This window comes from Rhizobium pisi, from assembly GCF_003938655.1.
In the GTDB taxonomy this organism is placed as follows: domain Bacteria; phylum Pseudomonadota; class Alphaproteobacteria; order Rhizobiales; family Rhizobiaceae; genus Rhizobium; species Rhizobium pisi.
In genome coordinates, this window is the sequence record NZ_RJJT01000006.1 from 201,158 (window position 1) to 213,798 (window position 12,641).

13 protein-coding genes and 2 tRNA genes are annotated in these 12,641 nt (G+C 59.0%); 5 read left to right on the forward strand and 10 right to left on the reverse strand.

Annotated elements, in window-relative coordinates; genetic code table 11:
• The first annotated feature begins 70 nt into the window (after window positions 1-70).
• On the forward strand, window positions 71-862 hold the full coding sequence (gene xth / locus EFD55_RS10565) for an exodeoxyribonuclease III (protein ID WP_125844983.1): 792 nt from the start codon (window positions 71-73) through the stop codon (window positions 860-862).
• Window positions 863-932: 70 nt separating this feature from the next.
• On the opposite strand, the gene exoR is transcribed toward xth, so the two are convergent.
• The 6 genes from exoR to EFD55_RS10595 form a co-directional block, all read right to left on the reverse strand.
• Entirely contained in the window at window positions 933-1,736 is an 804-nt protein-coding gene (exoR, locus tag EFD55_RS10570) for an exopolysaccharide production regulator ExoR (protein ID WP_125844985.1), read from the reverse strand.
• Between the two features lie 19 nt (window positions 1,737-1,755).
• A complete protein-coding gene (locus EFD55_RS10575) occupies window positions 1,756-2,226 on the reverse strand; it encodes a hypothetical protein (protein ID WP_125845098.1) in 471 nt (156 codons plus the stop codon).
• A 228-nt stretch (window positions 2,227-2,454) separates the two neighbouring features.
• Window positions 2,455-3,732, reverse strand: a complete 1,278-nt coding sequence (locus EFD55_RS10580; protein ID WP_125844987.1) for an OmpP1/FadL family transporter — start codon at window positions 3,730-3,732, stop codon at window positions 2,455-2,457.
• Window positions 3,733-4,131: 399 nt separating this feature from the next.
• Window positions 4,132-6,975 (reverse strand): valine--tRNA ligase, encoded by a 2,844-nt coding sequence (locus EFD55_RS10585; protein ID WP_125844990.1) that lies wholly within the window; start codon window positions 6,973-6,975, stop codon window positions 4,132-4,134.
• A gap of 117 nt (window positions 6,976-7,092) precedes the next feature.
• Window positions 7,093-7,971: a DUF2497 domain-containing protein gene (locus tag EFD55_RS10590; protein WP_125844992.1), complete on the reverse strand. Its 879-nt coding sequence runs from the start codon at window positions 7,969-7,971 to the stop codon at window positions 7,093-7,095.
• A 310-nt stretch (window positions 7,972-8,281) separates the two neighbouring features.
• Window positions 8,282-8,947 carry a protein-L-isoaspartate O-methyltransferase family protein gene (locus EFD55_RS10595; RefSeq protein ID WP_183605230.1) on the reverse strand — a complete coding sequence of 222 codons (666 nt, stop codon included), beginning with the start codon at window positions 8,945-8,947 and terminating at the stop codon, window positions 8,282-8,284.
• Window positions 8,948-9,434: 487 nt separating this feature from the next.
• On the opposite strand from EFD55_RS10595, the gene EFD55_RS10600 reads away from it, so the two are divergent.
• On the forward strand, window positions 9,435-9,725 hold the full coding sequence (locus EFD55_RS10600) for a hypothetical protein (protein ID WP_125844994.1): 291 nt from the start codon (window positions 9,435-9,437) through the stop codon (window positions 9,723-9,725).
• 74 nt (window positions 9,726-9,799) lie between these two features.
• On the opposite strand, the gene EFD55_RS10605 is transcribed toward EFD55_RS10600, so the two are convergent.
• Window positions 9,800-9,873: transfer RNA gene (locus EFD55_RS10605), tRNA-Cys, on the reverse strand.
• A gap of 271 nt (window positions 9,874-10,144) precedes the next feature.
• On the opposite strand from EFD55_RS10605, the gene EFD55_RS10610 reads away from it, so the two are divergent.
• Complete coding sequence (locus tag EFD55_RS10610; RefSeq protein ID WP_125844996.1) at window positions 10,145-10,483, forward strand: KTSC domain-containing protein; 339 nt, start codon at window positions 10,145-10,147, stop codon at window positions 10,481-10,483.
• Window positions 10,484-10,584: 101 nt separating this feature from the next.
• Here the strand turns inward: EFD55_RS10610 and EFD55_RS10615 are convergent, their stop codons facing one another.
• Window positions 10,585-10,923 (reverse strand): hypothetical protein, encoded by a 339-nt coding sequence (locus tag EFD55_RS10615; protein ID WP_125844998.1) that lies wholly within the window; start codon window positions 10,921-10,923, stop codon window positions 10,585-10,587.
• A gap of 94 nt (window positions 10,924-11,017) precedes the next feature.
• Window positions 11,018-11,335 carry a hypothetical protein gene (locus tag EFD55_RS33720; RefSeq protein ID WP_125844999.1) on the reverse strand — a complete coding sequence of 106 codons (318 nt, stop codon included), beginning with the start codon at window positions 11,333-11,335 and terminating at the stop codon, window positions 11,018-11,020.
• Between the two features lie 117 nt (window positions 11,336-11,452).
• Between EFD55_RS33720 and EFD55_RS10625 the strand changes: the two genes are divergently transcribed.
• A tRNA-Asn gene (locus EFD55_RS10625) sits at window positions 11,453-11,527 on the forward strand.
• A gap of 312 nt (window positions 11,528-11,839) precedes the next feature.
• Here the strand turns inward: EFD55_RS10625 and EFD55_RS10630 are convergent.
• A complete protein-coding gene (locus tag EFD55_RS10630; protein WP_125845001.1) occupies window positions 11,840-12,154 on the reverse strand; it encodes a hypothetical protein in 315 nt (104 codons plus the stop codon).
• A 173-nt stretch (window positions 12,155-12,327) separates the two neighbouring features.
• Here EFD55_RS10630 and EFD55_RS10635 point away from each other — a divergent pair, with 173 nt between their 5' ends.
• A complete protein-coding gene (locus EFD55_RS10635; RefSeq protein WP_125845100.1) occupies window positions 12,328-12,579 on the forward strand; it encodes a hypothetical protein in 252 nt (83 codons plus the stop codon).
• Window positions 12,580-12,641: the final 62 nt, after the last annotated feature.

A 12,641-nucleotide genomic window follows, 5' to 3' on the forward strand; every position in this document is an offset into this window, starting at 1 on the left:
TCCGCATGTCGTCATCGCAAAACCGCCGCACGCTTTTGCGCGACATGCTTTAAGCCAACAGGACGAAGAGATGAAGATCGCGACTTGGAACATCAACGGCGTCAAGGCGCGTATCGACAATCTCACTCAATGGCTCAAGGATTCCAATCCCGATATCGTCTGCTTGCAGGAGATCAAGACCGTCGACGAAGGGTTTCCACGGCTGGAGATCGAGGCGCTCGGCTATCACGTCGAGACGCACGGCCAGAAGGGCTTCAACGGTGTGGCGATCCTCTCCAAGAGCTCCCCCTTCGAAGTCAATCGCGGCCTGCCCGGCGATCCGCTGGATGAGCAGGCGCGTTTCCTCGAAGCGGTGTTCACGCTGGCTGACACGCGCATCCTGCGCGTCTGCTGCATCTATCTGCCGAACGGCAATCCCGTCGACACGGAGAAATATCCCTACAAGCTCGCCTGGATGGAGCGCCTGCGGACGTTCGCAGCCGAACGGCTGGCCTATGAGGAGATGCTGATTCTTGCCGGCGATTACAACGTCATCCCTGAACCGCACGACTGCTTCGACCCCAAAGTCTGGGAAAACGATGCGCTATTTCTGCCGCAGACACGGGAAGCGTTCCGCAAGCTCGAAAACCTCGGCCTGACGGATGCGGTGCGCGCGACGACGGACGCGACGCAGCTCTACTCTTTCTGGGACTACCAGGCCGGCGCATGGCCGAAGAACAACGGCATCCGCATCGACCATCTGCTGCTGTCGCCGGAAGCCGCCGACCGGATGACGTCAGCAGCGATCGAAAAACATGTGCGCGCCTGGGAAAAGCCGTCCGACCACGTACCTGTGATCGCCTATTTCGACTTCGCGGCCTGAAGTTTTTCTTAAGTTCAGTTTTATGCATGTCGCTATCCTGGAACCGCTGCACACTTCCAGGCGACATGCATTAGTCGTCGGAGCCGCTCGCGATCGTATGTGATAGCGATATGGCCGTACGGCGGTCGGCTTCGTTGGCAACTGAAAAGGCCTGCTCCTGTAGCGCTTCCATCCAGTTGCAATCCTTGGGCTTGCAGCGGTCGAGTGCTGCCGTCATCAGCGCCAGACCGCGCGCCGACTGGCCTTCATCGAAAAGAATATTGCCGAAGACGGCCATGGCGCCGGGATGGCCGCTCTTGCGGGCCTGGTTCAGCCATTTCTTCGCCTGCTGCGGGCTGGCTGAGCCGCCCTCTCCCGCCAGCATCATCTGCGCCAGCTGGAACTGCGCCTCGGCGACGCCGAAGGTAGAGGCGACCTGGAAATAGAGCTGACGCGCCTGTGTAAGATCGATCTTGACAGGGCTCCCGGCAATGCCGTGCTTGTAATAGTTGGCGAGCGAGAGCAGCGCGTTGACGAAGAAGCCGGTATCTTCCGAACCGGGTTCGACACCCTGCTGGGCGATCTCGCTATAGATCTTGAAGGCTTCGAAATCGTCCTGCGCGACGCCGTCGCCGTCGGCATACATGTTGGCAAGTGCCCAGCGTGAGCCCGTATGGCCCTTTTCCGCGGCGTATTTATAGGCTTCGACCGCCTCTTCCTTCTGCCCGTTCTTATAGGCCTTGAAGCCGAACTTGAAGAGATCGAAAGGACCGGATTCCTTGTTGACGCCGGCCTTGATGTCGAATGCACGAGCTGGACAGGTCAGCGCCAGCGCAACGGCCATCGACATGCCCATCAGCATGAACTTGAACAATTTGAACTCGGACGTCACCATTTCAACCGATTTCTTTCGTTCATCCCTGGCAGGTAGCGGCGGCGCTGACGCCGTGCATCCCGCGGATGTAATCCTTCGAGGCGAGCGATCCCGCGGCAAGCTCCATGGCTCCTTTGCCCGCGTCGCATCCAGCCCATTGGCCTTTTTTCAAAGACCGTATTTCAAGCATTTCATCCAGAACCACCCGGCTTCCGGCATGGTCCGACTGCAATCTCTGTGGCACTCTTTCGGTGGGCGCGGCATCCGCCTTCCCGCCTTTATCGCATTCGTAAATAGTAAATGTGACCAAACCGGTATCGACTTCTCCGGCGAAGTTCGGCTGTGCATGCGAGCGGGCCGAAAACAACGATCGTGAGTGGGCCGACGACGTCATCGTGAGGCCGGATTTGCCGCCGGAACAGCCTTGTTCGGAGGGAGAAACGGCGGCAATCCAACGATTGTCGCCAATCGCGCCGTACGATCTGGTGTTACCGGAAAAAATTCGACCCATGCTACTAGTTACACGCACCGTAAGTCTGCCATCTCCTCGCCTGCAAATACCGCTGCGCTCTCTTTGTGGCGGGAAATGGACAAATTCGCCCCATCGCCACCATACGCCAACCGTCGTAAAAAAGTGTTGCTGAATCGTCACAAATCAGAACGTCGTTTGTCTTGCGGAGCGCCCAAAGAAAAGCCCGGCAAACTGCCGGGCTCGGAGACTTCTACTTGGGGCGCAGGATCAGAACTTGATCTTTACGCTGGTGGAGAGGGCAGCGACCAGATCATCCCCGAAGGAATAGGAGACGTCGTCGCCGTAGGTCTTGCCTTTATACACGAAGGTACCGGATTCACCGCTGGTCATGATGCCGAGCGCGCCGGCCAGACGCCATTCGACATTTTCGACCGGCGTGTAGGAAACGCCTGCGCCAAGCGTCCACGTGTCTGTCTGGGAGCCATAGCCCTGGCTCGTGCCGCGATCCCAGGTCAGGCTGACGGCGCCCGCCCACTGGTCGTTGAACTTGTGCCCGACGCCGCCACCGATCGTCCAGCCGTCGCGATAGAAGAGATCGAGCGAGGTGAGCTGGGTGCTGCCGTTGCAGGCGACGACGCCCTTGTTGGCCTTCGGGCAGAAGGCGATCGACTGCAGCACGCTCCAATTCGTCCACTTGACCGAACCGAAGGCAAGCCAGTCGGGCGCAATGCCGCTCTGCAGCTTCAACTCGACGGAATCCGGGGCCTCAGCCGAACCATAGACCGGCGTGACGACGCCAAGATAGGGATTCCTGGGATTGACGGCCTTCGGCACCTCGGTCAGATCGACCGTGCCCGTGAGATCGTCATACTTGACCTTGCTGTTGTAGAGCAGGCTGGCGCGGAAGGCGTATTCCGGGATTTCGTAGGCGATGCCCGCCCGCCATCCCCAGGCCTGGTCAGAAAGCTCCAGACGACCGGTGCCGTCATAGATCAGCGAGGCCGGCGGTGTGGTGATCGGCGCGACAAGGCGGGTCTTGAAACCCTCGACGGTCTGGTAGAAGCCGCCGCCGATCAGGCGAAGCTGGCCGGGTCCCATATCGAAACGATAGGAGCAGGTCAGGCCGTAGTTGCGGGTGCTGATCTTGGTTTCGATGTTGTTGTTGACGCCCAGCCAGTAAGTGCCGGGATTGGTATGCGCGCCGAAGGGTGTGGAATAGTCGCCCAAGCAATCGACCGCATCGCCGAAACCAACCTTCACGCCGAGATATGGGACCCAATAATTCTCGGTATCGTCGGCGGTGGTCGAACCGCCACCGATGCCATTGGTGCCGAGACCATCGCTCGCCTTGGTGTCCTTGACATTCTTCAGCTTGCGCTGCGGCATGACATAGGTGGCGCCGGACTGGACTGAAAACCGCGAATTGTCGAAGAGAAGGTCGACATTGTATCCACCGCGCTCCAGACCGCCGGCGAAGGACGGCGATGCAAGCGACGAAAGAAGAACGAGCGACGTTACGCCCTTGGAAAACATACGCGATGCCATTGTGTCTCCCCCACTCCAGCAATTGATGTGGCGGCACTCTAGTAAGTGTTCGCCTGATATGGCAACGCGCCCCATGACAGCGCTTCCCATCGTTGCAGCGACTAATTTACGTAAAGAAATTGACGGACACGTCAAAAAATCTGGTTAATAAAATTTTATTCCGAGACGGATCATTTTTCGGGCAGCTTTTGGGTATTCATTCCAAACATTGCAGAAGCTGTATCAATCCGACAACAGTGGCAGTTTTCGCCAGCCAGAGGCTCCCAAGACCACAATCCACAGGCTGGAAGCCGGAAATCGGCCGTTTTCAGGACCGAATCGCCTACGCCAAAAAAGCAAAAAAGACGCGCCGGCGAAGGGCGCGTCTTTGGAATAACTTACCAAATGGGCTTGAGAAGCTTAACCGGCTTCGCTCACCCTGGAGAGTGCGATCCTCAAGCTTGCGATCTGCCCCTCCAGCTCCTCGAGCCGCTCCCGTTCAGCCTCGACCACCTCGGGATTGGCATTGGCGACGAACTTCTCGTTGGAGAGCTTGCCGTTGATGCGGGAGATCTCGCCGTCCGTCTTGGCGATCGCCTTTTCCAAGCGAGCCTTTTCGGCGGAAAGGTCGATCAGATTGCCGAGCGGCAGGCAGATGGTGGCCTCGGCGACGACGATCTGAGCGGCGCCCTTCGGCGCATCGTCGGCCAGCGATATGGCTTCCACGCGCGCGAGCCGTTTGATGGCGGCGTCGTGGCGGAACAGCCTTTCGCGCGTCAGGTTGTTGGCCTTGACAACGACGAGCGGCGCGGTTGCCGACGGCGGCACATTCATTTCGGCGCGCACGGAGCGGATACCCGAGACGAGGTCGATCAGCCAGTTGATCTCGTCGGCAGCCCCATCGTCGGCATAGGACGGCGCCGGCCATTCGGCATGACAGACCAGCGTGTCGCGCTCCTTGCCTTCGCCCGCCGTATGCGCCCAGAGCTCTTCGGTCATGAAGGGCATGAAGGGATGCAGCAGCTTGTAGATCTCTTCGAGAATATAGGCGCTGCAGGCCTGGGCTTCGGCCTTGGCGCCCTCATCCTCACCGTTGAAGACCGGCTTCAGCAGTTCGAGATACCAGTCGCACACTTCGTTCCAGACGAAGCGGTAGAGCGCACCGGCGGCGTCGTTGAAGCGGAAGGCTTCAAGCGCTTCCGTAACGTCACGTTCCGTACGGGCAAGTTCCGTGAGGATCCAGCGGTTGATCGTGAGCTCGGCGGCCTCCGGCACGAAATGCGGGTCGCTCTTTGCGCCGTTCATCTCGGCGAAGCGCGTGGCGTTCCAGAGCTTGGTGCCGAAATTGCGGTAGCCGGCGATGCGGGCCGGATCGAGCTTCACGTCGCGGCCCTGCGCGGCCATGATCGCCAGCGTGAAGCGCAGAGCGTCGGCGCCGTATTCGTCGATCAGTTCCAGGGGATCGATGACGTTGCCCTTCGACTTCGACATCTTCTGCCCGTTCTTGTCGCGGACCAGTGCGTGAATGTAGATCGTGTGGAAGGGTTCGACGGGATCGCCATTCTCGTCCTTCATGAAATGCAGGCCCATCTGCATCATGCGAACGACCCAGAACGGGATGATATCGAAGCCGGTGACCAGAACATTCGTCGGATAGTATCGCGCGAGTTCCGGCGTCTGGTCGGGCCAGCCGAGTGTCGAGAATGGCCAGAGGGCTGAGGAGAACCATGTGTCGAGCACGTCCTCGTCCCGCGTCAGGATCTCACCCGGCTTGAAGTTTTCGAGCAGGTCTTCGACATAGGCCTTCATCGGCCCTTCATGCGAGAGATAGTGCTGGATCGCCGCCTGGAGCGCCTCTTCCTCGGTCTTTTCGACGAAGACCTGGCCATCCGGGCCATACCAGGCAGGAATCTGATGTCCCCACCAGAGCTGGCGGGAAATGCACCACGGCTCGATGTTCTCCAGCCAGTTGAAATAGGTGTTTTCCCAGTTCCTCGGAATAAACCGGGCTCTTCCCTCGCGGACAGATTCCAGCGCGGGTTGCCCCAAAGTCTTATTGTCGACAAACCACTGTTCCGTCAGCCGCGGCTCGATCGGCACGCCGCCACGGTCGCCATGCGGGACCATGTGCTTGTGCGGCTCGATCTTGTCGAGGAGGCCGGCCTCTTCGAAAATCTCGACAATGACCTTGCGCGCATGGAAGCGGTCCTGCCCTTCCAGACGGTCCCAGGCTCCATGGAGCGCCGCGGGATGGTCGAGACCTTCGAGGAAATCCTCGTTGTCCTTGATGGCGATCGTAGCGTCGATATTCATGACGTTGATCGCACGCAGGCCGGCGCGCTTGCCGACGTCAAAGTCGTTGAAGTCATGCGCCGGCGTGATCTTGACGGCACCGGTGCCGGCCGTTGGATCAGCATAGGAATCGGCGACAACAGGAATCTTGCGGCCGACGATCGGCAGGATGACATGCTTGCCGATGATCGGCTTGTAACGCTCATCTTCAGGGTTCACGGCGATGCCGGTATCGCCCAGCATCGTTTCCGGCCGCGTCGTCGCGACGACGATGTAGTCACGCGTCTCGAATTCGGTCGGCTTGCCTTCCTCGTCGAAGGCAATGGGATACTGATAGGTGACACCAGGCTCAAGCGGATAGCGCAGATGCCAGAGATGCCCCTTCACCTCCTGCTGTTCGACCTCCATGTCGGAAATGGCAGTCAACAGTTTAGGGTCCCAATTGACGAGGCGCTTGTCCTTGTAAATCAGGCCTTCCTTGTAGAGCGTGACGAAGACTTCGAGAACGGCCTGCGACAGGCCTTCATCCATGGTGAAACGCTCACGCGACCAGTCGCATGAGGCGCCGAGGCGCTTCAGCTGGTTGAAGATCAGCCCGCCCGATTCAGCTTTCCACTCCCAGATCTTGTCGATGAAGGCTTCGCGGCCCATTTCGCGGCGGCCCGGCAGTTGCTGTTCCATCAGCTTGCGCTCGACGACCATCTGCGTGGCGATGCCGGCGTGGTCCATGCCCGGTTGCCAGAGCACGTCCTTGCCGCGCATGCGCTCGAAGCGCACCAGGATGTCCTGCAGCGTGTTGTTGAGCGCGTGGCCCATGTGCAGCGAACCGGTGACGTTCGGCGGCGGGATCACGATGGTGAAGGTCTCGGCCCCCGGCTTGGCGTTCGCGCCGGCGCGGAAGGCGTCCGCCTCATCCCATTTCGCGGCGATTTTCGGTTCGACGGCAGCGGAATCATAGGTCTTGTCGAGCATTTTCTGACCAATTTCGAGGTTCGAGGATGGGCGTTTGTAAATAGGATGGGCACGGCCAAGTCAATAAAAAAGCCGCCCCGGAGACCGGAGCGGCTTTTCAGGAAAAAAGCAATCCGATCAGCGGCGCGGGCCGCGCGCCACGCGCTCGATTTCCTCGCGCACAAGCCGCTCGACCAGCGTCGGCAGATTATCATCAAGCCATTCGCGCAGCATCGGGCGAAGCATGTCCTCTGCGATCTCGTCCAGCGAGCGGCGCTCCGCGCCATCGATCGCCGCGGCGAGTTCTTCAAAAGAGCGGCTGATCTGCAGGCCGGCATCTTCCGAAAGCAGCGTCGGCTGGACTTCCTCCATGACGCTCGGCAGGAAACGGTCGGTCGACGACTGCACGGCGGGCTCCAGTGCCGGCGGCACTGCTTCGACGGCGGGCGTCAGCTCGGCGACCGCGACTTTCGGCGCTTCCGCGAACATCGGCTCGGCCGGCTGCTGTTGGATCGGAGCATGCTGAACTGGCGCCGGAGCGACGGGGAAAACGGGCTGCGCCGGCTGAGGCTCCGGCTGTGGCGCTGCGGCGCGCGGCGGCTCTGGCATCAAGGCCGGCTGCGGTTCGGGCTGGCGGAAGGCGCTCGGAATTTCACGTAGCGCCTGCCCGGCCTGTGCGGCACTGCGCTCGGAGGCGGCGCGCACGCGGGCGGCGACATCGGCCAGCGACAGCGCGCGGGCCGGCACTTCAGATTCAGGGGTACCAGCCGAATTGGCGGCGACGAAACGCGGATCGGAGGAGCGCATGGTCGGTTCGGGAAATTCGACGCCGGCATAGGTATCGTCAACGGTCAGATGGATTTCGGAACCGTTCTCATCTTCGTCGGTGCCATAGACTGGCGGCAGGGATGCTGAAATCGCCTTGCCGGCGCCGGGCTCATTGCTTTCGATGATCTGGCGGATGGAGGCCAGAATTTCTTCCATGGACGGTTCACGCGCTACACTTGGCTGAGCCATATCTATCCCCGTTATCCCAAAACAACGACCGGATGGTGTGGAGAGCGTTCATCCGAATCACCACGACCTTAGAATACCCCAGGCGTGAAAAAAATCATCGCGAATCAAATGAATGCGGCCATGCACAGTTTTGTTACCCAATGTTTGCCGCCGAAAAATCCATAGCGATTTCAGGGTGACGATAGCCGCAGCCATCCGGTCCGACGCGGCAGGTTCAGGATAGAGAATGTTTGTGAAGGCTTTCCGGCGGCACCGACAAAAAAACGGGCGCCGATGGCGCCCGTTGCTGATTTCATCGGTAGAAACGACCTCAGAAAACGAATTCGCGTGCCTTGGCAAAACCCGGCAGCGCCTTGACGGAGGCATTGAAGAAGACGTTTTCCGAAACGGCGCCGCGTTCGGCGACGAAGACCTTGGCGCGGGCGGCATTGCCGTAACCCTCGACCGTCACCAGACGGCCGCCATCGCGCAATTGACCGAGAAGAGCTGCCGGAACTTCCTCGACCGCGCCGTTGATGAAGATCAGATCATAGGGAGCGCCGGCAGCGTAACCCTTTTCGAGCGGGCCGGTCACGACCTCGATTTTGCCGTAGCCGGCAAGCTGCGCCTTGGCCTCGGCCGCAAGCTGCTCGTCGCATTCGAGCGCGATAACCGAACCGGCAATGATCGACAGCAGCGCCGAGGTGTAACCCGTGCCGCAACCGACTTCGAGGACGAAATCATCCTTGGTGATCGCCGCGAGCTGCAGCAGCTTGGCAAGCGGCGAGGCCTCCATCAGGAAGCGGGCAGGCTTTGCAGGGGCGGCTGCGGAAATCTCGACATCGTTGTCGATATAGGCCAGCAGCTTCGCCTTCTCCGGCACGAACGCCTCACGCGGCACCGTGAGAAACGCCGTCAGCACGGAATGCGAGGTAACGTCCGTCGTGCGAACCTGGTTGTCGACCATCTTTACGCGCGCTGCTTCGAAATCCATCATGTCCTCTCGCTCTTTGAAAAGCGGTTCCTGTCCCTGCGTCTCTTAATCTCCGCCACGAATGCTTTCAAGGCTTGGCAACCGTCGGCGAAAAGAATCCGGCGAGCGCTTCTTTCTCGCCACAGCCCCCATGAGGGACGCGGCACCTCAAACATGGAATCTTCGGCCTCTTGATGTTATCATCCCTACCGGAGGAAATAGGAGGAGCAGGCCATGTCTGCGATTTTCGAATATTTCACGCTGTTCGATTTCTTCATCCTCGCAGCGCTCATCGGCACCCTCTGCTGCGGGCTGCTCGACGGCGAAACGAGCTGAGGCGATAGAGCGCCGAGAAGCGCTCGAAATTCTCCCGCATGGCATCTGCGGCAATCTCACGCTATGCGCTCGGTTGCCTTGAAACAGTGGCTCCTTCCCCTCGACCGCCTTATGCGCATTAAGGTTATGTCAACCATTTTGTTGCGGCGCCCTCACCTTTCGCTATGGGTGCCGCATGCAAACCTTCCTGATCCAATCGCGCGGCATAGAAGCGCTTCACTATAACGCTAATGTCCAACTGCTGCTGATCAAATACAGCAGCGGCGACATTCGCAGCATTACCCGTGTTTCGCCGCAAGGCCTGCGACGGCTGCTCGGCGCCGGCGCCGAAATCGATGGGGGATCCGAATTGAGCGATCCCGAATATCACGCGGAAATCCGCAAGGGCGGTCTGAAAGCGCTCTACCGCCTCACGGGAATCAATCCGGCGCAGTTCGATTTTTCGCCAGGTCCGCAGGTCTGGTAGGACCCGTCGCAAGCACTGACGCCGCACCGCCAGCGAGCCGCATTTTCTAACCGACTATGTCATGTGGGAAAATTTGGAGGCCTCGCCCGGAATTGAACCGGGGTACAAGGATTTGCAGTCCTCTGCGTCACCACTCCGCCACGAGGCCTCACGTGCTCGTTATCTGAGCCGTGGCGAGCGTTTAGAATGATCGTAAGGAAATCGCAAGAGGGCATTTCGGAAAAACGCCTTTCCGCCGCTGCCGAAAATGGCCCCTTCCCCATTCCGGAACGGCCGGGCGCAAACTAAAGTTTCCCTATCGGCGACGATGTCCCGTTTCCTGTCAATGATCATATTTGAAATAAATCCCAAGCTTGACTTCGATCGTCGCCCGGACATCTTATTGCATCGGGAGGGCATAAGAGCTGTATGGAGCTGCTATGGACTGGGCTGCCCTCAAATCGAAGCGCGGGCGGGCGGCATACGATGCCGAAACTCGGGAACTGCACGTAAAATTTCCCGGTTCTCAGCCGGTGAAACACGCAGATATCCCGCAGCATGTCTACCAGAACCTGCTGGAAACGGATGATCCGCACTTCTACTACAAATATTATATCGCTCCCTCTCGCGTGACACCGGGCCGTCGACGACCATTCTCTGCCGTGTCCTATGGATTGAAGCTCGTGCTCCTCCTCATCGCCTGCAGCCTGTTGACGGCGAATGACCTCGATCCCGGCCCCGACGGGACTTTCCACGCGAGCGAACTCAGCTCGAACTAAACCCGAATTCGTCCAAGCGCTACGCAGCCTCGATCACCGGGAGCAATGTGCCGACCGAAAATTAGATGTTGGATTCCGGTCGAATCGTTACGACTCCAGTATCAGCCGGCAAGATCGTCGCCGGTCTGCCATGCAAAAGTGCCCTTCATCGAGACTGCAAGGCGGCCAGTTGCGGCGCCTGGATTGTCGCTTCTTTTCTGATCACGGTAGCGGCGATCGTTCCGGTCGCGATTTTCCCCGTCGCGATCGTTGCGGCCGTTGAAATTGCGATAGTTTCGAGGTCCGCTAAATCCGCTTTGGCCATGATCGACCACGCAGCCTTCGGGGCGGCGGCAGATGCCGCGGGCGTCGAAACCGCCGCTATCGACACCTTGAGCCTCGGCGGGAACGCCTGAGAGAACGGTCGCCGCAGATAAGACGACCACGAAAAAAGCCTTCATTTCCTCACCTTGTCCATTGTGGCGCATTTACACTGCATACACCACGAATGCGAAAAGCGATCCACTGTTCCACCCGACCGTCCCCGGGCGACGGTCAGCCGGCCGGCGTGCGCCGCCTGTGCCACCATACCGCCAGCCGCCGCCGAAGCCGGCGCGCAACTGGCAGATCGTGCGAGAGCACGAGGAAGCCAAGTGGCAGCATCCAGAAGCCGAGGATGGGCAGGAAGCCCAGCAATCCGCAGAAAATGAGGGCAATGCCGATTGCCATCCGCGCAATCCGCGAACGCGGCATACCGATGCTGAAAGAGCCGAGCATAAGCCTGCCGCTTGCGTGATCGATGCCGAAGCGCCGTGCCTTCACCTTGCGCTCAGCGTTGCCCTTCGTCTCTTCACGATCATTCCCATTCGTCATGCGTCAGAGATGGGCGCAGACAACCGAAATACAAGTTCATTTCATTTTTTTGAAAAAACTGCTTGGCAAATCGGGAAAGCATTTGTATTAGCCCACTCACACCGCGCCAAGCAGTGATCCCTGGTAGCTCAGCGGTAGAGCATTCGACTGTTAATCGACAGGTCGCCGGTTCGAATCCGGCCCGGGGAGCCATTTTTCAATATAAGCGCCTGTTTTCGTTGGACAATTCCGAAACAGACGCTTTCTTCCCTCTTTCCCTCCCCACTTTTGAAACGCGTGTTCCGCGGATAACTTGCTTCGTTTCGCGTTTTTATGGCGAGGGCAATTGCCGTTCGTTTTGTGGGACTTACAGAGTCCGCACGCAGCTTTGCACGGCCGCTTTCTTTTGTGATGCATGTCCATCTCCGAACGAGGTCGGTGCGCCCCTATGGCGCACGCGTTTCTTTCGGAGATGGATGGCGCGCGCTTGTTGGGTGCCAAGGTTGGTGTCCCTGGCACTGCCGACTAAAAATCAAAATACACTGTCACACCTGACCGACGACGATAAGGGTAGTCGTCGCGATAGCCGTAATAGTCGCGGTAGCCGTAATACCGGGGACGATAGCACGAGCCGTAGTACCGGCAGTCGCGGTAAGCGTACCGTTGTTTCTTCCAGTGGCCATATGCATATCCATTACCGTGGCGACGGTGTTTGACCTGCTCGACGTCGGGGGTGTGCATCTGTACTGCATTCGGCACGACGATCGGCGTTGCGTTTAGCGGCAGGGCGAAAGATGCAGACAAGACAATGGCTGCAAGTGAGGAACAAAGCATTTTCATCGGCGCATCCTTTCAGGCTACGATTCTGGGTTAATGAGGATTAACCTCCGATGAATGGCCGCGCGCTTCTTAGAAAAGCACCGGCCGGCGCGCCGCTGGGCGGACAACAGCGCTTTTTACGACGGGCAGGCATTCGCTGGCCAACCAACCGCCGACGGTGTAAAGCAAACGCCATGGCGCTAGATCCTGAAAAAGCATTTTTAGATTACAGTACGGCGGACTGCAGCGTGCAGTTCTGGACCGCCAACGCACCGGCCGTGCAATTCACCTCTTTGGAAGCCGCCGTCAGGTTTGCAAAAGACCATGGCGGCAGGTGGGAAGAAATTGAGATAACAGTCCATCTGCCGCGCGAGGACATCGCGTTCGCCACCGGAAAAGTGCATCAACTCATTGACGCTTTGCCAGGTGAACTCGGCAAAAAATAGAACTAGTCGGCGCGCTGCAAGCGCCTGTTTCGTTGATAAACCTGAAAGCACGCGCTTTCTTC